Annotated in this window: 18 protein-coding genes and 2 pseudogenes; 8 read left to right on the top strand and 12 right to left on the bottom strand. The window is 59.5% G+C overall.

Annotated elements, in window-relative coordinates:
* Positions 1–25: 25 nt before the first annotated feature.
* The 3 genes and pseudogenes from NKI47_RS30145 to NKI47_RS30135 form a co-directional block, all read right to left on the bottom strand.
* Positions 26–151 (bottom strand): annotated as a pseudogene (locus NKI47_RS30145) (ferredoxin); the annotation flags it as partial.
* A gap of 1 nt (position 152) precedes the next feature.
* A complete protein-coding gene (locus tag NKI47_RS30140; RefSeq protein WP_352594702.1) occupies positions 153–1,442 on the bottom strand; it encodes a cytochrome P450 in 1,290 nt (429 codons plus the stop codon).
* Between the two features lie 89 nt (positions 1,443–1,531).
* Positions 1,532–2,734 (bottom strand): cytochrome P450, encoded by a 1,203-nt coding sequence (locus tag NKI47_RS30135; RefSeq protein ID WP_352594700.1) that lies wholly within the window; start codon positions 2,732–2,734, stop codon positions 1,532–1,534.
* 202 nt (positions 2,735–2,936) lie between these two features.
* Here NKI47_RS30135 and NKI47_RS30130 point away from each other — a divergent pair, with 202 nt between their 5' ends.
* The 4 genes from NKI47_RS30130 to NKI47_RS30115 all read left to right on the top strand — a co-directional run bounded on the left by NKI47_RS30130 (position 2,937) and on the right by NKI47_RS30115 (position 7,709).
* Positions 2,937–3,236 carry a hypothetical protein gene (locus tag NKI47_RS30130; RefSeq protein WP_352594698.1) on the top strand — a complete coding sequence of 100 codons (300 nt, stop codon included), beginning with the start codon at positions 2,937–2,939 and terminating at the stop codon, positions 3,234–3,236.
* Positions 3,237–4,394: 1,158 nt separating this feature from the next.
* Positions 4,395–4,928 (top strand): peroxiredoxin, encoded by a 534-nt coding sequence (locus NKI47_RS30125; RefSeq protein ID WP_352594696.1) that lies wholly within the window; start codon positions 4,395–4,397, stop codon positions 4,926–4,928.
* A gap of 69 nt (positions 4,929–4,997) precedes the next feature.
* Entirely contained in the window at positions 4,998–6,434 is a 1,437-nt protein-coding gene (rpoN, locus tag NKI47_RS30120; protein ID WP_352594694.1) for an RNA polymerase factor sigma-54, read from the top strand.
* 57 nt (positions 6,435–6,491) lie between these two features.
* On the top strand, positions 6,492–7,709 hold the full coding sequence (locus tag NKI47_RS30115; protein ID WP_352594692.1) for an MFS transporter: 1,218 nt from the start codon (positions 6,492–6,494) through the stop codon (positions 7,707–7,709).
* Positions 7,710–8,075: 366 nt separating this feature from the next.
* Here NKI47_RS30115 and NKI47_RS30105 read toward each other — a convergent pair whose 3' ends face one another.
* Complete coding sequence (locus tag NKI47_RS30105; protein WP_352594718.1) at positions 8,076–8,618, bottom strand: very short patch repair endonuclease; 543 nt, start codon at positions 8,616–8,618, stop codon at positions 8,076–8,078.
* Positions 8,619–8,897: 279 nt separating this feature from the next.
* Here NKI47_RS30105 and NKI47_RS30100 point away from each other — a divergent pair, with 279 nt between their 5' ends.
* Together NKI47_RS30100 and NKI47_RS30095 are read left to right on the top strand one after the other, a co-directional pair.
* Positions 8,898–11,117: a DNA cytosine methyltransferase gene (locus NKI47_RS30100; RefSeq protein WP_352594690.1), complete on the top strand. Its 2,220-nt coding sequence runs from the start codon at positions 8,898–8,900 to the stop codon at positions 11,115–11,117.
* Positions 11,114–12,268 (top strand): hypothetical protein, encoded by a 1,155-nt coding sequence (locus tag NKI47_RS30095; protein ID WP_352594689.1) that lies wholly within the window; start codon positions 11,114–11,116, stop codon positions 12,266–12,268. The genes NKI47_RS30100 and NKI47_RS30095 overlap by 4 nt, the downstream gene beginning before the upstream one ends.
* Before the next feature lie 410 nt (positions 12,269–12,678).
* Here NKI47_RS30095 and NKI47_RS30090 read toward each other — a convergent pair whose 3' ends face one another.
* The 7 genes and pseudogenes from NKI47_RS30090 to NKI47_RS30060 form a co-directional block, all read right to left on the bottom strand.
* The gene (locus NKI47_RS30090) at positions 12,679–13,578 is read right to left on the bottom strand and encodes a DNA cytosine methyltransferase (RefSeq protein WP_352594687.1); all 900 of its coding nucleotides are present in this window, start codon (positions 13,576–13,578) and stop codon (positions 12,679–12,681) included.
* A gap of 908 nt (positions 13,579–14,486) precedes the next feature.
* Positions 14,487–16,574 carry an AAA family ATPase gene (locus tag NKI47_RS30085; protein ID WP_352594685.1) on the bottom strand — a complete coding sequence of 696 codons (2,088 nt, stop codon included), beginning with the start codon at positions 16,572–16,574 and terminating at the stop codon, positions 14,487–14,489.
* A 210-nt stretch (positions 16,575–16,784) separates the two neighbouring features.
* On the bottom strand, positions 16,785–17,018 hold the full coding sequence (locus NKI47_RS30080) for a hypothetical protein (RefSeq protein ID WP_352594684.1): 234 nt from the start codon (positions 17,016–17,018) through the stop codon (positions 16,785–16,787).
* Positions 16,996–17,607: pseudogene (locus tag NKI47_RS30075) on the bottom strand (tyrosine-type recombinase/integrase); the annotation flags it as partial. The pseudogene NKI47_RS30075 and the gene NKI47_RS30080, both read right to left, overlap by 23 nt.
* Before the next feature lie 738 nt (positions 17,608–18,345).
* Complete coding sequence (locus NKI47_RS30070) at positions 18,346–18,966, bottom strand: nitrogen fixation protein NifQ (RefSeq protein WP_502898102.1); 621 nt, start codon at positions 18,964–18,966, stop codon at positions 18,346–18,348.
* Between the two features lie 367 nt (positions 18,967–19,333).
* Positions 19,334–19,525 carry a ferredoxin gene (locus tag NKI47_RS30065; RefSeq protein ID WP_352594683.1) on the bottom strand — a complete coding sequence of 64 codons (192 nt, stop codon included), beginning with the start codon at positions 19,523–19,525 and terminating at the stop codon, positions 19,334–19,336.
* A 40-nt stretch (positions 19,526–19,565) separates the two neighbouring features.
* Positions 19,566–20,783, bottom strand: coding sequence for a cytochrome P450 (locus tag NKI47_RS30060; RefSeq protein WP_352594681.1), 1,218 nt, complete (start codon positions 20,781–20,783; stop codon positions 19,566–19,568).
* A 520-nt stretch (positions 20,784–21,303) separates the two neighbouring features.
* Between NKI47_RS30060 and NKI47_RS30055 the strand changes: the two genes are divergently transcribed.
* On the top strand, positions 21,304–21,516 hold the full coding sequence (locus NKI47_RS30055; RefSeq protein WP_352594679.1) for a hypothetical protein: 213 nt from the start codon (positions 21,304–21,306) through the stop codon (positions 21,514–21,516).
* A gap of 66 nt (positions 21,517–21,582) precedes the next feature.
* Entirely contained in the window at positions 21,583–21,660 is a 78-nt protein-coding gene (locus tag NKI47_RS30050; RefSeq protein ID WP_352594714.1) for a hypothetical protein, read from the top strand.
* Here the strand turns inward: NKI47_RS30050 and NKI47_RS30045 are convergent.
* Entirely contained in the window at positions 21,645–22,712 is a 1,068-nt protein-coding gene (locus NKI47_RS30045; RefSeq protein ID WP_352594677.1) for a hemin-degrading factor, read from the bottom strand. The genes NKI47_RS30050 and NKI47_RS30045 overlap by 16 nt on opposite strands.
* Between the last annotated feature and the right edge of the window lie 13 nt (positions 22,713–22,725).

Genomic DNA, 22,725 nt, shown 5'->3' with positions numbered 1-22,725 from the left:
CAAGCCGCACGGCGGCGTGCAGCGCCTGCGGGACCGTCGCCACGCACACTTCGGCCACGCCGTCCGGTTCGCGCTGGCGAAAGGTGCCCGGCAGCGTCAGCACGCACTGCCCGGTAGTTCCGCACAGATCCTGATCGACCAGGACGCGCATCTCAGCCCCCCTGCCCATGCAGCCGCACCGGCAGCGCGCGGAACGTCCTAAGGAACGCGGAGGGCTCCCGGGTCGGCTGCTCGGCCAATGCCAGCGTGGGGAAGCGCGCCTGGATCCGCGGCAGGCTCTCGGCCAACTGCACTCGGGCCAGTTGCGCACCCAGGCAGAAGTGGATGCCGTGGCCGAAGGTCAGCATGATCTTCCCGTCGATCGACATGCCAGGACTGGTGCCGTAGAACCGCACGGGATCGAAGCGGTCGGGATCGGCGAAGGCGTCCGGGTCGCGATTGCCGGCCGCGATCAGCACGCGCACGTCCGCGTTCTTCGGGATCACCACGCCGCCCAGTTCGATGTCGCGCTGGGCGATACGCGGAATGGAGCTGAACATGGCGGGCGCGTCGTAGCGCAGGGCTTCTTCGACGAATGCCTTCACCCCCACGGCATCTCCCTTCAGCCAGTGCCGCTGTTCGGGATACGCCAGCATCGCCAGGACCGCATGGCCGATGGCCGCGGCAGTGGTGGCGAAGCCGCCCAGCAGCATGCCCCAGAGCATGCTGATCAATTCCGCATCCGACAGCATGTCGGCATCGTCGTCGTGTGCGCCGACCAGCATTGACACGATGTCGTGGCGGGGATCGGTGCGCTTGCGCTGTATGAGGTCGCCGAAGTAGGCCTGCACCCTGGCGCTGGCCGCGTCCGCCGCGGCGAGCTGGGGATCGCTGGCGTGCGGGCTCAGGCCTTCCAGAATGGCGCTGATGCCGGCGACGAGCCCGAACGTGTCGTCCTGGGGCATGCCGAACAGTTCGCCGAAAACCAGCATGGGCAAGGCCAGCGCGAATTCCTGATGCAGGTCCACCGCCTCCCCGCGCTCCAGCGCGGGCGCCATGCCGTCCAGGCGCGCTGCGACAATGCGAGCGATGGTCGGCCTCAGGTTGTCGATCTGGCCGATGGTGAAATCGCGCGAGATCAGCCGGCGCAGACGCGTATGCGTCGGTGGTTCCTTCATGGCTAGCGTGGACGCCAGCAGATTGAGTGACAGGCTGGTCGCCGCCCGCGGGAAATAGCGCGCCAGTTCGCCCGGCGTCGGTCCCCGAAAAGCATCGCCCGTGGCCTTGAGCGCCCAGTAGATGTCGGCGTGGCGGCTCAACAGAAAGAGGCCCGACGCCGCGCGATGCACCGGATCGTGCTCGCGCAACCACCGCATGAATGGATACGGGTCCTGAATGCACGCTGGCGACGCCAGTTCGGCGAAGGCGTCCCGGCATGCTGCCGTGGTTTCTTGCACATCCATTGGTCACCTGTTGGCTGGCTGATCTGATTGGCGCGCGGCAGGCGCCGGCGAATTCGGAGAACATCGCGGTTCCCGGTGGCGTCCGCGCATCACCAGAGCACCGGGAACTCCTCGAACCCGCCAGTGATGATCTCCTTGCGCAACTTCAGTTCGTCGGGCGCCACGGCCAGGCGCAGCGCGGGAAAGCGCTGGAAGATCGAACCGAACACCACCTTGAGTTCCAGCCTGGCCAGCGCCGCGCCGATGCAGTAGTGCGGCCCATGGGAGAACGCCAGGTGCGGGTTTTCGTCACGTCCAATGTCGAAGATTTCCGGGTCCTTGAAATGGCGCGGATCGAACGACGTCGCCGGCAGGCCGACCAGCACCTTGCTCTCCGCGGGAACATGCACGCCCGCGATAGTCACGTCGGTCCTCGGATAGCGCATGATGCCGTCCCAGCCCGCGCCCGGCGGGTACATGCGCAGGATTTCCTCCACCGCCTTGTCCACCAGGGATGGATCGCCGACCAGGCGTTCGCGCTGTTGCGGATGGCGGAACATGGCCAGCAGGCCGAATTCGATCTGCGCGACGGTGCTCTCGTGCCCCGCCACCAGCATGCCCGCCGCCAGGCCGATCGCCTCTTCCTCGGTCGCCTTGCCCTGGTCGACCGCCGCGAGCAGATCCGTCAGCAGGTTGTCGCCCGGATCCTGGCGCTTGTCCCGCATCTTGCCGCGAATGTAGGCACGCAGTTCTTCCCAGGCCAAGCGCGACGCGCTGCGCGGGCCGCTTTCATGCTGGTGCGTCATCACCTCGTCGGACAGCCCGGCGAAAAAGGCGTGATCCTCGTAGAGCACGCCCATCAGCGCGCTGATGACCATGGCCGGAAGCGGAAAGGAGAGGTGGCGCCGCAGGTCGGCGGGCTGGGGCTGGGCCGCCAGCGTCTCGAACAACTGCACGGCGATCGCCTTGACCTGTTGCGCGAGCAGCTTCACCCTGCCGTTGCTGAAGGCCGGCGCCACGATCGCACGTAACCGCGCATGCTCGCCCCCCTCGTGCGAGACCAGCCACCCCGGCGAACCGAGAATCACCGAATCCGGGGTGAATGCCGCCGGCGGCATTCCGGAGGGCCGGAACGCCGCGTCGGACAACACCGCCTTGGCCTCGTCGTAGCCTGTGACCCACCAGCCTTCGTGCCCGGACGGGAAGCGCACGCGGTGGATCGGACCGTTGGCGCGTAGTGCCAACATCTCGGGCGAGGGCTCAATGTGATCGACGCGCCACATCGGCAGCGTCCGCAAAGGTTGTTCGGGCATGGTGGCACTTCACTCTATAGCGATGAAAGGGCGGAAGGTGACCGGCGGGCGCTGCGGCAGCGAATGACCTAAGACGGCATACAGATGACGTCCTCCGACGGCCGGCCTGATTATCAAGACCGGCCAACGTGTAACTGTCTAGGCACACCGCGCGGCGAGATGCAGAACTTTATCCTGCACCATCGATTTCAGGATAAGGTCGGTGTGGTGGGCCTTTGAGCCGCCGCCGGCCAAGATTCCCTGCGCAAGGGTCGACAAGGGCGGCGAGCTGTTGGGTAAGGGCGGTTTCGCCGAGGACCCCCTGCCCATAGACGCTATCCGACGCGGATTTGACATTTTGCTTTTCTTTCTTCGTTCCATTCGTGCCATCCACGAAATGAAAGTCGGTCGGCGGCTCCCGGCCCGCAACGAAGGTGCTTCAAATCTCGTGCCAATTTGGCCGCAGCAGAAAAAGATTGTGGCAGCTTCTCAGCGGCTTAGCCTGAGGCCAGAGAAGAGCTAGGAGAAATAAGCCGGTGTCGCGGGCCAACAAAGGCGACGGAACAGTGTCGGACAGAACGCCTCGGGCGACCTTTAGGTCGGGCTTGCGACATTCTGGTCCAGTTTCGAACATAAGAGGGCGGCAAACAGACACGATTGTGGAATTCGATCCTCACGGAATCAGGGCGCTTGCCGAAGAGCGCGCGCTCATGGTTGCTGCGACAGGCGCGTGTTCGCGATAGCCGTGCCTCCGCACGCAAGAACACGCTAGTGGCACACGCTACGCAATCGCTGCAGTGCCCGCCGGTGTGAGGTAGTGCATCGGCTCGGCTTCCGGTTCGTCTTTGCCCAGCCGGGGCGGAAGCGCCGAATACCCGCACCATACAGCACCGTTGTTGCGTGTGGTGACGAGGCGGTTATAGCTCGCGCCCGATCTTCTAAGACACGGCCTCCGAGAAAAAGGGGGCGGTCCAAAAGCATCTCTATTTGAAATGGCACGCCGCTTGCTGCTCCTGGTCAGAGCCCATCAAAACACGATGAAAGCGACTTGCGCCATGCCCGACACGCGAAGCTCTAGACCGTGGCCTGAGGAGACGGTGCCCGTTCCCGTTGAACATCGGTACATCATCTCCTCCGGAGGTCCCTCCTCGGCGGCCGCTTTGCGCACGGCTGGTCCGATGCCGGCACGCCAACACATGGCGCTCGCGCAATTGCCGTTTACCGGTTCTGATCAGCATGTGAGTGCCCAAGAGCCCCGTCAAAGAGCCACCGAAGCCAAGGTCGGCGGGTCACTGGCAAATATCGACAATACGCCGAACCAGCTCAGTAACGCGGGTCTCTTGCGTGAAGTCACATTTGAGGCCTCCACACGCGTCCGATATTGGCTACTTCGGGCCCGCTATCACTTTGTCCCGGGCACGAGCGCGAGCGATGGATGCCGCTTCCGGCGCCATAGCCGTGGAAAGATTGCCCCAGCGGCTCGACAGCCTCCACTTGCTCAGATCGATGGCGTTCGGGTGACGAAGACCAGCAGCCAAGACGTTCCCCTACATCGGGATGGAAAAAGGAGGGTGCGAGCCGCGAGGGCCTCATTTCATGCCCGGCATACGAGCCTTTGCTCGGTATTGCGCCAGCCTCTGCCAGAATCCGGCGCGCCAGTTTTTTCCTGAGGAGCAAGTTGATGACCGTTCAAAAGAAGGTTCCCTTCGTCACCTTTCTCACGCGTGTTCGCGATGAGTCAGTCCAGGGCCCAAATCCATATCGCTGGGAAGAAAAGACATCTGACGACTACTTTGCCGGCAAGCGCGTCATCCTGTTCTCGCTGCCTGGCGCCTTCACTCCGATCTGCTCGACCTACCAACTGCCCAATTTCGAAGAGCTCTATGATGAGTTTGAGAAGGAGGGAATTGACGCGATTTACTGCGTCTCCGTCAACGATGCCTTCGTCATGAATGCGTGGGGGAAGTCCTTGGGCCTGCAGAAGGTCGAGCTCATCCCCGATGGCTCAGGCGAGTTCACACGCAAGATGGGCATGCTGGTCGCCAAGGACAATCTCGGCTTCGGGATGCGCTCCTGGCGCTACGCCGCCCTGATCAACAATGGCGTGGTGGAGCAGTGGTTTGAGGAGGAAGGTTTCTCCGACAACTACGAGGCCGACCCCTATGGCGTCTCATCCCCGCAAAACGTTCTCGAAACGCTGAAAGCCGCCGCATGACCTAGAAAACGTCTCACCGGTGCCATTGCCCGCCCCAAGAGGCTCCTCGACAGGATTATCGCGCTCGCCATGCAATCCTCAGCAAGCCTGCTTCAGCGCCAGAAGCAATCCATGGTCGCATCGCCTCAACTCATTGAGTCGATTCGCTTGCTGCAACTGGCGCATACTGAACTGCATCAATTCGTGGAGCGGGAAGTCGAGAAGAACCCGCTCTTGGAATCTGCGTCAAACGATGGCGGGCCTTTTGGCGATGTTTCGATTTCGGGAGCGGATCAGCCTATCGGCCCACGCGCAAACGCCGTTGACGGACCGACCGGGGCCGGGTCGCCTGAACGGCTCGGGCAATGGAAATCACTTCGCAACACGACCAACAACCCGCCGGGCAATGGCCCTTCCCTCGACGAGTTTGCCAGCCTCGCCGAGACATTGCACGACCATGTCGCTCGTCAGATCGCCCTCACTGCGTTCACACCACAGGAGCGGCTAATCGCTGGCCAGCTTGCCGCCGATCTGGAAGACACTGGCTATCTTCGGGCAAACCTTTTGGAGCTGGCCGAGAGCCTGAATGTCCGGGAAGGTGATGTGGAACGGGTTCTCGGAACCTTGCAGCACTTTGATCCACCGGGAATTTTTGCGCGAACTCTCGGAGAATGCCTCGAAATCCAGTTGCGCCAGCGAGACCGGTTCGACCCGGCAATGGCAGCTTTGGTTGCCAATCTTGAAATGCTTGCGCGACGCGATTTTCAGGCACTGAAGCAGCATTGCGGCGTCGATGAAGACGACCTTCTCGACATGATGCATGAGATTCGGGCGCTCGATCCCAAGCCTGGAAACCGATTCCAATCCGGTGCGTCTGAATCAATTATTCCCGACGTCTGGGTCACGCCCTCGCCGGAAGGCGGGTGGCAGATCGAACTTGATCCGGCCACACTGCCCAAGCTGCTGATCAACCAAACCTACTATGCCGAAGTCTCGCGTCAAACTGTCCAAAATTCGAAAGATCAAGCATTTCTCAACGAATGCTTGCAAAACGCGAACTGGCTAATCCGCAGCCTCGATCAGCGCGCCAAGACGATTGTTAAGGTTGCGGCTGAAATCGTGCGCCAGCAGGATGCCTTTTTGGAACATGGCGTCGCCCACCTGCGACCTCTCAATCTCAGAACCGTCGCTGACGCGATCGGCGTGCACGAGTCGACGGTAAGCCGGGTGACCTCGAACAAGTACATGCTTACCCCGCGGGGAGTCTTTGAACTGAAGTATTTTTTCACCGTGGCGATCGCGTCCTGCCAAGGCGGCGACGCGCACTCCGCCGAAGCTGTCCGCCATCGGATCAAAGCGATGATTGCCGCAGAATCTCCCGGCGACGTGCTTTCCGACGATGACATCGCTGTCCGGCTGAAGGAAACCGGCATCGATGTTGCGCGCCGCACCGTCACAAAATATCGCGAAGCAATGAACATCCCCTCCTCCGTGCAACGCCGCCGCGAAATGCGCTTGTGTCTTTAATGTGGGTCAAGGCAGCCAACCTCATGTTGCAGTGCATCCAAAGTGGAGACTTCGTTCATGACCCGATCCGCGGCAGGCGTCATGGACGCTGTTCTGCACGACCCAGAAAAGCCCGACCAACCGTCTGGTCCCAAATGGGGTGCGGTCATTTCGCTTTCCTTGGGCACCTTCGGGCTGGTGACGGCAGAGTTTCTGCCTGTCAGCCTCCTCACGCCCCTCGCGCATGATCTCGGTGTCACCGAGGGTGCGGCTGGACAGGCGATGACGGCGACCGCTATCGTCGGGGCGATCTCGGCGCCGACGGTGGCCATCATCACAAAGCGCCTGGACCGCAGGATCGTCATGTGGGCGATGACGCTGCTGCTGATCCTGTCGGACCTTCTGGCGGCCGGCGCGTGGTCGCTGGCGGTACTCCTGACGGCACGCGTCGTGCTCGGCATAGCGCTCGGAGGCTTCTGGTCGATGTCGGCAGCACTGGCGATGCGGCTCGTTCCAAGCCACCTCCTGCCGCGCGCCCTATCGATCATCCTCACCGGCGTTTCCGTCGCTACCGTTTGCGCAGCTCCAATCGGCGCTTATGTCGGCGATATCTGGGGATGGCGAAGCGCCTTCATGCTCGCCGCAGTCGTCGGCGCCGCTACACTGCTGGTGCAACTCATAACCATTCCGAGGCTGCCTCCGGTTGGAGTGGCTAGCTTCCGCAGCCTGCTGGACGTGGCCAAGATTCCGATGATCAAGGTCGCGCTTTTGGTCGTCCTGCTGGTCGCTTCCGGCCACTTCGCCGGCTTCACCTATATCCGCGCCTTCCTCGAGAAGGTTCCCGCGCTGGATGTCGAGACGATCTCGCTTGTGTTGCTTGCTTTTGGCATCGGCGGATTCTTCGGCAATTTGGCCGGCGGGCTGCTGGCCGAGTACAGTCTCAAGGCAGTCGCGGCCCTTGCACCGCTGCTCATAGCGATAGCCGCTGTTTCGCTGCTGACGGCGGGAGCATCGGCCTCGGCCTCGGCGGTTGCGGTTGCCGCGTGGGGCTTTGCCTTCGGCGCAGTGCCGGTGGGATTGCAGACGTGGATGGTGTGGCGCGCCGCTCCCGAGCAGGCCGAAAGCGCCGGTGTGCTGATGGTCGTAGCGTTCCAAGTGGCAATCGCAGGCGGCGCGATTTTCGGCGGACTATTGGTGGACAATGCCGGGATTAGCAGTGCCATTGCCTACAGTGCTGTTGTCACGTTCCTCGCCGCCCTGACAGTGTTCCTGCTCGGCCCGAAGCGCGAAACCTAGACCGCCTGACAGAAGAGGCCTCAGCAGCGCAGCGGGACGAGAGATGCAATCGCATGCACGGCGCGGCGCGATCCTCCATGGCGACCTTGGCCGCCAGACACGCGAACCTCTCCGGCACCGGTTTCCATTTGGCGACGATGAGCGCTGCCAGCGCGATGGAACCCTTGCTGGCGGTCATATCCTTTATGACAAGCCGGCATTCTGGGCGAGCGACAACTACGCGCCGGCCATGCCCGTCAGAACGCCGGTGAAGATGCCGCACGATAGTGCAGACAGGTCGCGAATGCCAGTGGTGAAGTAGCCTTGGGTCGCTGATCGGGCGGGAGAGGCCTTTCCACAGAAGGGTCAGCCAAGCCCGAGGTGCCTTCAGTCGCCGAGGAATTCTGCCAACTTCAGAGCCAAAGAGGGCCGATCCTTAGGTTGTGTTTGACATTCCCAGATGACGAGCACCTCCCATCCCGCTTGCAAAAGTGCTTGTTGCACCAGCTTATCCCGCTCGATATTTCGGGCGAACTTGTCTTCCCAGTACGATATCCTACTCTTAGGACGTGCGATTTTTGAACATCCTGGATGCCTGTGCCAGAAACACCCATGCACCATGATGATCTTGCGGCGTCCTGGGAACACCAAGTCTGGACTTCCCGGCAGATCACGACGATGGAGACGGAACCGATACCCGAGAGCATGAACTGTGCGGCGAACGCGCAATTCAGGGGCCGTGTTCTTCCCTTTTATCTTCGACATAAGGGCCGAACGGCGTTCTGGCGTAAGATGGTCCACTATATCGGTCGCTACTCGGCGGCTCCGGGGTTTCCGTAGGATTATCCCGCTAAACCACGCCTGATCCAAGCTCTGTTTTCTGCTCTCTGGATTGTTTGGCTTAAGCTGGGTAGAACATAAAGCGAACATTGACAACACTATGAGCGTGTGTCGTACATGCACACGTCGTGCATCCGCGAGGGGATTCGCAATGGAGGAAGTTGGCTTACGCATTCGCGTGGATAATGTCCTGCGTCGCGAATTCATCGCCACATGCAAGATGCGAGACACCACCGCAGCTCAGATCTTGAGAGCGTTTATGCGTTCATATGTGGAAACGAATGGACTGGCAGTGAGGCAGGGAGAGCTTTTTCAGGGCGAACCAGCCGTGCCTAGCATCTCCTCTCACCGAAAGCAGGCGAGCTAGTCATGCACGGAACAACTGGAAGAAAGAATCTGACGGCCGTCTCGCTATTCACCGGCGGCGGCGGTCTGACACTCGGCTTGGAAGAGGCGGGCTTTAACACGCTGTTCGCGACAGATATTGAGAAGGCATCGGCGGACACGTTCGCGCGAAACCATCCGGGTACTCCATTTTACCTGAAAGACGTTCAGCACTTCACCAAGGAAGAAATCCTAGCTGCTACGGGAGGCAAGACGGTCGACCTTGTCGTTGGAGGTCCCCCTTGCCAAGGATTCTCTACGCTTGGAGATCAGAATCCTGCTGACCCGAGGAATGGTTTGTTCTGGCGTTTCGTCCGCATCGTTGAATGGCTGGAGGCACCCTGCTTCCTGATGGAGAACGTTAACTACCTCCGGACGCAGTATGGGGGTCGATTTGAACGCGAGATCGTCGCTGCGTTCGAGCGTCGCGGGTTCCGTGTTTGGGTCGCGACCCTGAACGCGGCCGATTTCGGATGTCCGCAGGTGCGCAAGAGGGTGTTTTTCTTCGGAACCCGCAGCGGAGGCTCCTTCGACTGGCCCCTGCCCACACACGGACCTGGGCGCCTTCCATACGCAACGGTGTGGTCGGCCATTGCCGACCTTGCCTCACCACATTCAGATGCGCCAAACCATAGTCACCTGAGGCACAGCGAAAGGGTAATCGCGCGCTACAAGCTCGTACCGGAAGGAGGACGAATGCCGCCTCCATCCGAACTGCCAGCAGAGATCCGTCGCAAGAACTTCGGCAACACCTATAAGAGACTCCATCGCGATCGGCCGTCTCTCACGCTAGTTCCAGGGAACAACGCATTTCCGATCCACCCAACTCTGCATAGAAGCCTATCCGCACGGGAAGCTGCGCGTCTTCAAACCTTTCCTGACAGCTATGAGTTCGTTGGAAACCGGGCGGAGCAGTGTCGGCTTGTGGGCAATGCCGTCCCGGTCGCGCTTGCGCGCTCCATTGGCGAATCCATCAATGATTACCTGATGGCCGCTGACAAACCCCACGAGACTTCAAATATGCCTTTGAACCCTTGGGTCAAATCAAATGTGGGCCAGAGCGAAGACATGCATGTCATTCCGAAGCATACAGGCTTAAGCGCGGTCAGCTTGTTCACGGGCATTGGCGGTCTCACCCTCGGATTTAAGAATGCTGGTGTAGAAATACTCTCGTCCTATGACATGAAGAGCAGCGTATCGCGAAATTTCAAGACGAATTTTCCGTCCGTTAGTCACTATCAAGCTGATATTGCAAAACTGACACCCACGGAGATCGAAGGCCATTGCTCTGGTCGGGATATAGACATTGTCTTCGGCGGCCCTCCCTGCCAAGGATTTTCGATCTTCGGCCGCAGGAGATTTGTGAATACACGTGAGCACAAACCTGACCAGGACGAGAGAAACGAGCTTTCTTTGAAATTTATAGAGTTGGCGATTGGGTTGGCACCAAGAGCCATTCTTATGGAGAATGTGAAGGGATTTGTATCAACACCGCGCAAGGATTCCACCTATTTGGCGGAAGTGGAAAAGCGACTGCAAAGAGCGGGCTACGCATTTCAAAGTCGAGTGGTCAACTGTGCGTCATATGGGGTGCCGCAGAATCGAGAGCGCTTCGTATTGGTAGCATGGAAGATTGGGTCCACGTTCGTCTGGCCAGAGGCCAAGCACTTCGTTGAGCCTAAATCCTGGCAACGGCGGTTTGTCACCGTGGGTGACGTAATTTCCGACCTGGAAGACCCTTCCACTCACGGCGAAGAATTCAGTCACGTACCCATGAACCATAAGGAATTGGTCGTCGAGCGGTACAAGCTCATTCCAGAAGGTGGGCGCCTGCCCGAGGGAACGCTGCCGGAACATCTGCGAAAGGGCTATCGTTCGGATTCGGTAAAGAACTATAGCCACGTCTACAAGAGATTGTCGCGTTCGATGCCCGCCACGACGATGGTTCCTGGCCACAATGCGTTTCCGATCCATCCTGTACTAAATCGCACCCTCACCGTCAGGGAGGCGGCTCGTATCCAGACTTTTCCCGATTGGATGCGCTTCGAAGGCACCCGGCAGCAACAGTGTCTCCTTGTAGGCAACGCGGTCCCACCGCTTCTTGCGGAGATTTTCGCGACACAGATCGTGAAGATGCTAAACGGGAATTTCAGCAGCGACGGCTACAAGCGAGACGTTTACGATCTTGCGACCGCTGCCGAATGAATACGCATGACATACTCGCCTTCGCGATAGCTCAGGAAGCGATTCGTCGCGTCGCCACGTCTTCATCGCCATGGAACGGATTGTTCTCGGCGACCAGCTACATCACTTCTTCGCGGACATGGCCGGTTCCGGACTTCGTGATCGTCGATCCGACCAATGCCCTCACGATAGGAGCTGAGTTCAAGCCGCCGCAGCAGTCCAAGCGGGAGTATCTGACCGGGTTAGGCCAGGCCGTCGCGTACACCCGGGACTTCCACTACGGCATGCTGATAGTCCCCACAATTGCAGACGATGGCTATCCCATCGCCAGCCACGTGGCGAGCGTCCTGGCAGAGCCGCCCTTCGCCAACGCGCCAGTCGGCCTGTTGACCTACGATCCAGCGACTCTCTCTCCGATGTCACCCGGATTTCTCGAGTCTCGATTCTTCGTGCCACGGACTGGCGCGCCGACTTCGCCTGCGGCCCTGGATAAGAGCTTTTTTGCGAAATGGCGCGAAATGGGTCCAGAAGAAATGTTCTTGCTGCTTTCCTACAGCTACGACGAGATGCGCGTCAGCATTTCGGCGGCAGGCACCATTCGGGATCGCGCCTTCAATATGCTCTGGAATGCCATTCAAGCGGGCACGGTGCATCACTGGGCGGGGGGAACTCGAAACTATCAGAATTCTGCCTCCAACAAGGTGGCGGTTTCCAAGAACTACCGAAACTTCTTGTTTCATATCGGATGGACCGAGGCCGATGGGCGTCTGACGAGGGAGGGTCTGGAGGCACTTCACGTCGGAACCCTTTACGCATCAGGATCGCAGCCGTTCGTGGATTCGATCGCCAGCGCAGTCCTTTTGGCTGGAAAGCATTTGATCCTGTTCAATGCGATTCTGAGTTTTCAGGACACTATCGGGACAGTGCCTAGTGAGCCAGACTGGCTAACCCAGCTGGAAGATTATCTGGAGATGAAAGGGCTGCTCAAGAGAAACCCGGCCAGGCATGCCGCCGCCGTGGCCCTTTCGTCGCGGGCTTTCCTGAAGGCAGAGAAGCAACTGTGGAAAAACCTGGGTCTAATCATACCCAGGGGCAGCCGAGTGTTTCATCCGGGTCGGGGTTTTATCTTCGATTGGTCACGTATTACGACTTTGATTCAGAACGCAAGATAGAGCTCCTTCCGGTTTTCGGACGTTGCCCGCTGCTTCCTTCGTTGGACAACCCCAATATCCACCGCGCCCCTCGCGAGACACTCAATGGGCTTCTAGACGCGAAAGATTATTGCGCGAAAGCCAAAAACGGTCGGAATCCTCGCATTTCGGCAATGCCCGCCCTTTCTTCATATGGACTGCTCGTCGGGGTGTCGCGGTCCCGGTTTCCCGTTCCGGGCGCTATGCTGAACCTCCTACGACGCACCTGTTGAACCGAGCTCGCCGGCCGCGAATTTGCTCCGCCTCCCGTCCGACTTCTGTTCCCGTTCCGGACGTCCATGAGGCTTCGTTTTATACGCTGCTCTCTTGCATGGATGGGCAAATGTCGACATGAAAAAGGCGGCCCGAAGTCCGCCCTTTCCCTCGCACGGTCATCGCCTCCCGGCTGTACCGTAGGTCAATGGTGCCGTAGGCTTTCGCATGGCACAAGGCCCTTTCCCTTGCTCCGTATCCCGGGGGAGCCAAGCCCGACAGGGCGCGGCGGGGAAGAGCCCCATAAGCCTACGCCTACGCAGCCATCGTTCGAGATTCGAAGCATCCACTTTCGGCTTCCGCTTCGCCTTCGGCGGCTCCGCCTGCCATTCGCGATAAAGCCGCAACGCTGTCCGCAGATCGGAGCGCGTCCCGGTCGCGAGCGCCGCGAAAGCATCGACGGCATCAAGCGCCGCAAGCTCGGCCGCAGCGTCGGCGAAGGTCCGCCCGCCGAGCAGACGCCTCGCACGATTCACCCGAGACCTACAGTTTCGAACAGCAGCCTTGGAGAAGCCCCGCGACCGCCGTAGCAACTCACCGAAACGTCCTTGAATTTCAGGAATGGAGTCCCCGGCTTCGCGGGTTAGGATGATCCTCCCGATGGCCTCCGCGAGCGGCGCGGGGACCGCGTTCGCTATCATCTGGTCAACATCCCTCACAGCCGCAGCCGACCAATCCCAAGATGCCGGAAAACCCTGGAGCCTGGACACTTGTCCTTGCGTCAGGATCGCAGCAGCGGACGGATGTACCGCGTCGGCTGGGTGGGGGTGTTCCAGATGTGACTGCCGAGGCCGCTCCCGCGTTGTGCGGACGACCGCTGGCGCGGGCTCGTCCAGCGCCTGACCCCGCGCCCATCGTGGTATGGCCGCGTGAAGAAAGCCCCGGCCGCAACAAGCGCCGCATCGGCCGGGTGCGGCTGATAGCTCTCCGGCATTGGGCGCCGTGACGACCCCGCATAGTCGGCGCGGGTTCCGAGGTGCTCCACACCCCTCGCTTTCCCGGCATCCTTGGGTGGGCATAGAAAGCCTCGCCAAGGGCGCCGGGCGAGGCTACTGTAGCACCGCAGACCATCATCGACGGCAGCGTTCATGCAGGCCTGGACCTATCGCTTGGCGATCTTCGCGAGTGGCACATACTCCGCGCTTGGTGCAAAAACTGCTCGCATCATGCGCAGGTAAAGCCTGCTGGTCTAATCCGGCGCTACGGGAACGACGCGCTATTCAGCTCGGTCGAAAGGGCGCTTTTTTGCACGAGTTGGGACCGAGGCGGTCCAGTGAGACTGGAAATCCACAGGCCCCAAGGAATTGACGCTCGGGTGTCCTAAAGGCATCCCCTCATGTAAAATGATATTTCCCACATCGTCGACTTGTACACCCGCTAGCACTAGCCTCGCGTGGGCGGCGGCAATCGCCGCTTGGCTGAATTGATCCCTGTGCCTCAGCACGATGCCCTCGGCAGTGAGTTCCGGCATCCATAGTCCATAACCTCCGCAAAACCTTCGGTTTGCTTGGGGCGCAGTATTCGAGCGCGGCAATCTCGCCTTCCCTCTCAATCTTCGGGCGCATGCGATTCATGCGGCTCACTTTCCGTCCGTTGAGCCGACGCAGTTCCTCAACGGCGTGCACCATTGCCCAGCAATCGTGCTCAACTGTACCTGGGACGTGCGTTGCAGGTATCGTAGCCAGCCGACGGAGCGCCGCTTTCTCGACGATCTCTGACTTCCCACGGGCATTGATCGCTATCTGTCGCAGCGCGTCCGCATCGGTACTGCTCCGCAATTCGGGCGAGCGCCTTGGCTTCTTCTTCAGTCATCCCGACACCCAATCGCCCACCAAACGTATGTGATAACTACAGCCGCCGACATGGCCCCCGCAAGGAAGAGCTTGCTTCGGTTTCACCACGAGCGGCACCTTCGCAAGCGCACCGGCTATGCTGAGGTAAGAAGCTTCGTGCACTCATCGATCACATACTCAGGGACGCTTTCAAACTTGTGCGGATTCAACTGCATCACATACTCGTTCTCGATGTGGTAAGATTCGTTGATGAACTTCGTGATGATATCATCGTCATGCTCTCTAACAATGCGGAAGAGCTGAATCTTCTCATACCCAACGTCAGTCCTAAGAAATTTCGCTTTCATCGCCGCGATATTGTTAAGTTGTTTAACAAGATCATCGTAATCAAATTCCGCAATGTACACACGGATACTTGCTTGTGCCTCTTCCTTTTCTTCTGCACTCATGTCACGGTTCTCGGTGACAATTTTTACTGTCGGAGTAGCCCTCTTCTTAAAGAGGCTTGCCAATAGATTATACTCCAGACCCACATCGTCCGAAATCTCGTAATGGCGGCGTAAATAGATGGCCTTCACGATCGGGTCAGCGAGCTTAGCAATATTCTCTCTGCATATCTTGGTGAAAGTCTGGATGTCACCCCGTTGAATGGGCACCTCGTTCACCTTCCCATCCCTAGAAGAAAGGAATGCTGCCGACGGGCTTGACCCCTTAAAGACATCGATGGTGCTCTTAATCACATCAATGGCAGGCTCGATATCGTGCGTCAGCATGATAGTTGTGCGACCCCTAAGGCTACCCTTGCCTTGAAAAAGCTCGTGAAGTATCGCGAATTTCTTGTTCTTATCAAAAGAGGATATCGGATCGTCCAAAACAACGATATCCGGATTTTCGCTCAGAACTTGGTACATGAAGAGAACCAAGGCGAAAGCATTCTTCTCACCATAGCTGAGATGTTTGGCCGCAGACTCAACGTGCTCGTTCAGGTCATTGTGAATGAGTTTCATCTTGTATGAATCCGGCTCCGGGATGATCGCCACCGAGTACTTGTAGCCCGCCGATTTTAGGAAGCTATTGATGCTCGTTTGATTCTCCTTGATCGCCTTCTCAATTCGCGCCTTGTGCTTGTTGACGCTGCCCTTCAGGACTCCGACCTTCTCGATAAGCTCCTCGAGCTGGGCGTTGATCGGGTCCGTTACCTTTCGCGTTTCCACGGAATCGAGCTTGTCCATCATCGCAAGATCGATTTTCAGTTGTCCAATTTTCTCGCCAATTTCACCAACGTCCCGCAAAGTGAAGAAGGAGATTGTGCGAAGACCTTCTAGCTTTTCGATAAGAGCATCGGTGTCAGTCTTAAGGCCGCTTAGAAAGCCCTGCTCTTGAGCCGTCAGCTCGATCTTCGCCGTGGTTACTTTTTCCAGGTTCTCCCGACACTTGTCACTGAAGTACTTCCCCAACCTCCCTATGATTGCTTTCAGAACGTTAAGGTGACCAATGGCGGTTGCATCATACTCTTTCGCTACAGCGAGTGCGGTTTCCTTCTGCGGCCCTTCCGGCAACCCCGTTGAACAGTAGGGGCAGGTATCGCCGAGCTTAAGGAATTCATTCCCTTTGATCTGCCATGAAATCCACTTTGAAGGCTCCGGGCTCTTAATAAACGTCTCGAACGACTTTAGTGAGTCTGGCACGTTTTCAATCTTATTGCCTGTCCCAAAGGCTCTGTGAATCTTGCTGTTTTTTGGAATGGCGCCCGTTTTGGAGTTTCCGAAAGCCTCGCGCAGCTCCTTTAGGTCCTTGGTGGTTTGCTCAATCTCAACGCTGTCTGCGAAAGCTTTTCTAATGCCCGTAAAAAGATCTTCTATTTCCGCCATTGTGGTAACATACTCTGGCGTTTTAACAAATATATTGAAACTATTCTTAACAACCTCGTCTTGCTGAAAAGCGAACTGGTTCACATACTCTTCATCAAACACGAGCGCTGATTTTACGTCGTCGATGCCATCAACTTGCGGTTTTTTCGAACCAGCCTTGCCTCGATTTTTGAACGGAATAAGGGCATCAAGTGTGCCATCGCCGCGAGCCTGGCTTACGATCGCTCTGGCTATTGTGCTCTTGCCTATGCCGTTCGGTCCATACTTGATGTTGAGGCTGCCTTTTTCGATACGGATGGCCGCGAGGTCGATGCTGTTGCAGTTTCGGATAGATATTTCGTATGCAGCCATGGTGCCCCCCAAAGTTTCGGGCCCAGTCATAGGCGAGGTGTTCTGAGGCTGTAAAGGCGAAACCTACTTTTGCAACATTGCGCGAAGAAAGTTCTGCAACACTCCAAGGTCCGCTTCTGGCCATGGATTCGGTCGAGCGAGAAAGAGCTTCCGCTTGGGGTCGAAAGCGTAGCGGGTTTCCCAGTACAAGGAGCTATGACTTCGAGGCCGTCATTCGTCGCTCGATTTCCGGACAGCCGGGGACGCGGTTGCGATTTTTTCATTGCTTCTCTCGATTCCATCTCCTGATACCACAGCGGCGTTTGACTGCTGGCCTTTTTGGGGAACGCCATCGCCTTGGCCGAGAGACAGCACACGGCCAAGAGGCAGCACTTGGCGGAAGGCCTTGAAGGGCACGGGCCTATGCTTGGCCCATTCCTTATCAACAGCCTCGAATACGGCCATCGTCCACACTTCCATCGCCTCCCGCTTTAACTCGATCCGTTGGCTCGGTTGTAGGCCAGCCGTGTGACGTCCGCCCTCTGAATTCGACCTCCCCCGGCGTTCCGGATGAGTGGTCCAGCACGGCGGAGGCCGCGTCTGCGCGCACTTTCAGGTCCGTCAGGATCGTCGTGAGGCTGCGCCGAAGGCCGTGCGGGGAGAAATGCGGGATGCCTTCCAGCAGATCGACGGACTCCCGTTTCTTCCCGACCGTATCCTTTCCCCGAAGTCTCCGGATCATTAGGTTCACGGTCGTGTCATGGATGTGGAGCTCTTCGGTTTCCTCGCTACCCGGCCGACGGACCTTCTTCGACGGGAAGGCCGTTTTTGAATCCCTGTCGATCCCGATCCGCGCCCGTTCCAGCAGGAGCACCACGCGCGGGGGCAGCGGCAGCGCGTGATACCGTTTCGACTTCATGTCCTCCGCCGCGAACGCGGCGATCTTCCAGCCTCGCGCGTCCTTGTCGCCTACCACGCGGGAGGCCAGCAGGGACATGCTGGCGGTGGTCCGCTGGGCCGTCAGGACGATCCACCACAGGGCAGCTAGCGCCGTCTCGGTTGCCGGCTTGCTTGCAACCTGTCCGGTCCGTCCCGATGCTTCTCCGCGATGTAGAGAACGCGGGCAATCTGTTCGAGGTCAAGATACCTACCACGCGTCGGCGCAGGGGCAGTCTTCCCCGGGTTGGGTCGGAACGGCTCGTACGAGGCCGCGAACCGCGGCGACATTCCAACCATCCGCATCGGCCGCAAGATTGTCGTGCCCGTCGCGCCAATCGCTAACAAACTCGGGCTGCAGTTGACGTTACGGCGGGGGTGTAGCTGAACTCCGCCCACATGCCGTATTTCCATGCTTCGTCGGTTGCGACGCCGAAGACAATCCCGCCGCGATGGGTGATCCAGGCGAACCCGTGCACTAGCGCAAAAATCCACGGCGGTGGTTACGGCGGCGCCCAGGCCCAACCGGGCCGAGCCTGTAACCGCGGCCGCCGAGGCGCCGCAAAGGTGCCGGCCAGCATCTTGCGCTCGAGCCCGGTGTCGAAGACGACGGCCCGCTCCGATAGAGCCCGGCCAGGCAGGCGAGGAGCAACCGCCGGGGAGAACAGCAGTTGCGCGGCGGCGATTGGTGCGGGTCGGTCCTGCACTGCCATGATGACGGCCCGCCGAAGCGAGCATCGCGAGCAATCGGACGGCAGGCACAGCATTCAAATCCTCGAAGGCGTCCGTCGAGATCCGACAAGAGACCTATGGCGCGGCGCCAGCACTGGCGCTGTACGACTGACGAAAGCGGCTCTCAATCCGAGGCGATGCCGTTCTTGATCCGTGTGAGGCGGCTTTCGCCTTCCTCCGGGCCGAAGCAGCTTTCGAAATCATTGCATTCCCGGCAACTGGGCGCGCTGCACAGCGAAAAACCTTCGGCCTCGCAGAGCTTGCGGTAAAAGTATTTCTTCCATTTCATGTTTTGGGTGTTGCCGGCCGCCAGCGTCGGAAAATGCGAGGCGAGCAGGCGGCCGAGCTCGGTCCGATTAAAAAGGCCAAGCTCCTGCCAGAGGTGGTCATTGCGCATGGCACGCCGGGCGATGATCCTGGCGAAGCGGGCGCTCGTCGGGTCGTCAGGTCGGGCATGCGCCAGCAGCAGTCCGTGCAGAAGTTCTTCCTCCAGATCCGGCTCGGGCTCGCTCACCTCTTTCAAGGCAAACGCGTTGATAGGAATAGCAGGGAAACAGCGGGCCAGGACATCGCGCAGCTCGGCGCGCGAAAGTCCGGTTGCCTCCGTCGCGGTCGCCTCGCCGGCCTCGATCTCCTCGAGCGCACGTGAAAGCACACAGGCAAGCACATGCTGGTCGAACCTCCTCTCCAGCTCGATCTGGGGCCATTGGCCGGTGCTGAGCCGGGCATAATATTGGGCAAATATGGTGCGTTCTCCTGGTTTGTCCTATCAAATCATGCAGAGATCCGGCCTGCCGCAACATGGGTCGGGCAGTTCTTCGGGTATACGCAGTCGCGGATCGCCTCGCGGTCGAGTAGTTCGGCAATTTTCGTCTGGTCCATCGGATCTGTCGCAAATTCTGTGACTGGAAGAGGCGTTTCGCGAGCCCCCGCCCTGCCGTTTGCGCGTTTGCGCCTCATGGGGAGCACCTCCGCTCCGGAGATGCCCCCCGCGGAGTGGACGTGGACCGTGCTGGGACAGAGGTCGCGTGCCGTCCTTTCCAATGCGGCCACATGGTCGACCCCGTTCAAGTCCGCCAGACTCTCGGTTGAATGACGTCCGATTCAAAGCGTCAGCGGGTGAGTTCCAGCGCACGTTCAGGACAGGATCGCGCGCCTCGCGATGCAGACAGCTCCTCCCCTTTCGCAACTTCAATGTCACCGGGCAGGATGTAGCCCTCGTCATCAAGCTTGAAGATGTCCGGCGCTTGCGCCGCGCATCGCGCGTGACCCTGGCATTTGGCATTTTGGACGATGATGCGCATGGCGCTGCCTCCATTGTCTGTGCCCCGGCTCGGGGCAGGCCTAGGACCAGTCCAGGATCAAATTTTCGATCCCGAATACATGGCCGCCAGAGGTTATGGGTGCCGTACCCTGCTTGATCCTGAAAGCCGGGATGCGCGCCAGCCACTCCTCCAGGCCAACGACAATCTCCCGCCGGGCAAGGTGTGAGCCAAGGCAACGGTGGGGACCATAGCCAAACGCTGCGTGGCGGTTGTCCTCCCGCTCCAAATCGATCGTGTTGGGGCATTCGAATTCCGCCGGGTCACGATTGGCAATCATCGTGGCGCAGGAAACATAGTCCCCCTTCCGGATCGGCGCGCCTTCGAAGTCGATATCTTTCGTAGCCACGCGGATCAACTGAATGGGCGGATAGGCCCGCAGCAATTCTTCGGTTGCGAGCGGGATGCGGTCCGGTTCGCTCCGCAGCAATTGTTGATCTTTGAGGTTGCGCGCGAGGTACGCCAAGTCAAAGCCTATAGCTGCTGCGACCGTGTCGAGCCCAGCGACGAAGACAAGCACGCCGATGCCGCGGACTTGGGTGTCCGTCAGCCGGCGGCCCTCGACCTGTGCCTGCACGATAAAGGTCATGAAATCGTCAACCGCCTCCTGGCGGCGCATGGCTGCAAGTTCGCCGATGAATGCCACGATCGTCCGGGCAGCCACAGGTCGTTCCTTATCGTCGCCGTGGAGCAGATCTTTCCCCCAGCCGACGAATGTATCGAGTCGGTCATCGGGCAACCCCAGAAAGCGAAGAAAGGTGCTCACCGCGAAAGGAAAGGCAAAATCCTTCATCGCGTCGCAGCTTGTGCCCGACGCGACAATTCTATCGATCAGCATGATCGCTTGTTCGCGGACAGCCGGCTCCAAAGCCATCACCCGCTTTGGCGAAAGCAGCGGACTGAGCAGTGAGCGAAAGACGCCATGGGCCGGTGGATCGAGCTCAAGCGGGATCGTCGGCCAGTTTTCACCCAGTATGGAGGAGAAGATGCTGCGATGGCTGGAAAAAGTCTCTGCGTCCTGCAGCACCTTCCGCTGGTCCGCGGCACGGGTGATGACCCAGGTACCCCGGCCATCTTGCGTGTTGTAGCGGGAGTAAAAGATCGGAGGCCCGTCATGTACGCAAGCGACAGCTGCGTGTGGATCCCCGTTGGGTGTTGGTGGCATCCCTGGCGATGTAAACAGGCTGAAGTCCCTCACCATTTCGGGCGGGACATGATCTGGAACGGGCTTGGTCGCCATTTTGTTTTCTCTACATTGGCGTTCATGGCTCGATTGAGATTGCACCGCTGTTCATAAAGTCGATTTCCAGCATGGGCACGTCTCTTGTCGGGCGCCTTCTAGATTCTGTCGCCTGATACAGCCCACCTGCACCAGCGCGGATGAGATCGGTTGCGAAGTCGATCAGAAGGGGCATCTCCGCCGCGCTGCGGTCATGAAGCAAAGCCGCCGCTTATCCCCGTTAGGGTTGAGAGGCTGGTCAATCACATCTGAGCACCGTGACGCACTGCTGATGCCCTGCTGATCAAATTGTCGGAGCAAGTCGCGTGCCGGATAGGCGTACCCATGGCGCTGCACGAAGCAATGCCAGCCTGCACTGGGCCCGCCGCTGATGATCACCTGTCCATCATTCTTAGGACAACGTCCGACAACCGACATCCGTGGTCGGTTTTGTCGTGTCCGCGACATCGGGCTGTTCGGCTTGGCTGCTGCTGCACAGCCTTCCGGTCGACGAGCGAGGAGATCGCTCGCACGGCCCGGATTGAGCAACGACGCGATCCAGCGCAAGGATCGGGTGCGGTCCGACAAGACCCGTCGGCGCTTGCGCGCGATGATCGGAAATATCAACAAGGTCGAGCCGCGCTTCGGTTCGGTCCTGGAGGCGTATGGGTTTTATCGCTCGCAGGCGCTGCAAGGATTTTCGGTCAGACGGCGATGCACTCGTGCGCAGCAGTCCGGCCGGCGACGAGCTTGACTGTATCGATGCGGTCAATTCCGGCGTGCACCCTGACCGTCCGTATGCGTTACGACCTCGCAGCCGCTGTCGCAACGTGGTGCCGAGTCCTATGGCGGCCGGTTCAATCCGAGGGGCCTGTCGGCACTCTACACATCCCTGTAGGTCGGACCGGGAACACGTGGCAGACTCTCGGCCAGAAACCGCCAGTCGCTGCGCTCGCGTTCGCCTTCCTTGCGCGTGCCGAAGAACTGGACGATCATCTTGCCGTCGGCGCCATAGGCTTCAACGGACGTGACGTGACCGTCCCTCGTCGGCTTGCGCACGGCCCAGACCTCGCGGATGTGATGAGTCCTAAGATGGAGATGGAAGTTCTCGTCGAGCACATTGATCCGCGGCCCGATCTGCTTGACCGACTTGATCGGGCCGGAATGGATCTGGATGCAACCACGATTGCCGACAAAGCACATGATCGGCATCTCGTCTTCGGCCGCCTGTTGGAACAGGGCGCCAACGGCATCATTGTCGAGCAGCCAGGCGTAATCCTCGTCGGCCATACGCATCGCCTGGCAGCGGCTGAGCTTCAGGGTCTTCAACATATGGTAGAACTGATGCACGTCGCTCAGCCGGCTCCAGTGCTCGCGTAGGTCGTCGACCGTGGCGGCTTGGTCTGGACTCACTGCATTATCGAGCGCCCCGCTCGCCTCGACCGATATGATCGGCTCCTGGTCGGAGGATACAAGCTTTGCCGCCAGATTCTGATAGGCGTGCAGGTTCGAGGCGGGCCTGAGATGTACTTTGTGCATCGCCTCGCCGGTGGCATCAAAGAATTGCAGGCTGCGGCGGATCTCGGCTCCCTCGCGCTTCTCGACGGCGAAGCCATACGCCCACGCTTTCGGGAAGATGCGCAGGTCGATCTCGTCGCCGAGCACCATGGCATGCGGGTTGCCGGTGACCACTTTGTCGTAGACGCCGATCTTTTGGTGCACGGCACTTTGGTTGCGGGTGACCGCCATCACCTCGCCGACCGCTTCGAGGCCGGTCAGCAGATCATCGACGCGCGGCTCGATGCGCACCGCGCCGTGACCACAATGCGCCGCGACCAATTCGGCTTCCGAAATGCCCAATCGAGCGGCGAGATCATGCTCCCGGATTTTCGGATTGTCTTCGCACGCCCGCCGGATTTCGTCCGGCGACGGTTTCTCGCGCTGGTCCATGTCTTACCCCTGC

The sequence above is a fragment of the Mesorhizobium sp. M0633 genome (assembly GCF_040320645.1).
Lineage (GTDB): Bacteria > Pseudomonadota > Alphaproteobacteria > Rhizobiales > Rhizobiaceae > Mesorhizobium.
The sequence above is the reverse complement of the archived record's forward strand: the minus strand, read 5'-3'. Positions and strand labels throughout refer to the sequence as shown.

Bases quoted from the DNA above. Each gene is read 5' to 3' on its own strand.
- NKI47_RS30140 (WP_352594702.1), bottom strand. From the start codon at position 1,442: ATGGATGTGCAAGAAACCACGGCAGCATGCCGGGACGCCTTCGCCGAA.
- NKI47_RS30135 (WP_352594700.1), bottom strand. From the start codon at position 2,734: ATGCCCGAACAACCTTTGCGGACGCTGCCGATGTGGCGCGTCGATCAC.
- NKI47_RS30125 (WP_352594696.1), top strand. From the start codon at position 4,395: ATGACCGTTCAAAAGAAGGTTCCCTTCGTCACCTTTCTCACGCGTGTT.
- rpoN (WP_352594694.1), top strand. From the start codon at position 4,998: ATGCAATCCTCAGCAAGCCTGCTTCAGCGCCAGAAGCAATCCATGGTC.
- NKI47_RS30115 (WP_352594692.1), top strand. From the start codon at position 6,492: ATGACCCGATCCGCGGCAGGCGTCATGGACGCTGTTCTGCACGACCCA.
- NKI47_RS30105 (WP_352594718.1), bottom strand. From the start codon at position 8,618: ATGTTCGCTTTATGTTCTACCCAGCTTAAGCCAAACAATCCAGAGAGC.
- NKI47_RS30100 (WP_352594690.1), top strand. From the start codon at position 8,898: ATGCACGGAACAACTGGAAGAAAGAATCTGACGGCCGTCTCGCTATTC.
- NKI47_RS30095 (WP_352594689.1), top strand. From the start codon at position 11,114: ATGAATACGCATGACATACTCGCCTTCGCGATAGCTCAGGAAGCGATT.
- NKI47_RS30090 (WP_352594687.1), bottom strand. From the start codon at position 13,578: ATGCCCACCCAAGGATGCCGGGAAAGCGAGGGGTGTGGAGCACCTCGG.
- NKI47_RS30085 (WP_352594685.1), bottom strand. From the start codon at position 16,574: ATGGCTGCATACGAAATATCTATCCGAAACTGCAACAGCATCGACCTC.
- NKI47_RS30080 (WP_352594684.1), bottom strand. From the start codon at position 17,018: ATGGCCGTATTCGAGGCTGTTGATAAGGAATGGGCCAAGCATAGGCCC.
- NKI47_RS30065 (WP_352594683.1), bottom strand. From the start codon at position 19,525: ATGCGCATCATCGTCCAAAATGCCAAATGCCAGGGTCACGCGCGATGC.
- NKI47_RS30060 (WP_352594681.1), bottom strand. From the start codon at position 20,783: ATGGCGACCAAGCCCGTTCCAGATCATGTCCCGCCCGAAATGGTGAGG.
- NKI47_RS30045 (WP_352594677.1), bottom strand. From the start codon at position 22,712: ATGGACCAGCGCGAGAAACCGTCGCCGGACGAAATCCGGCGGGCGTGC.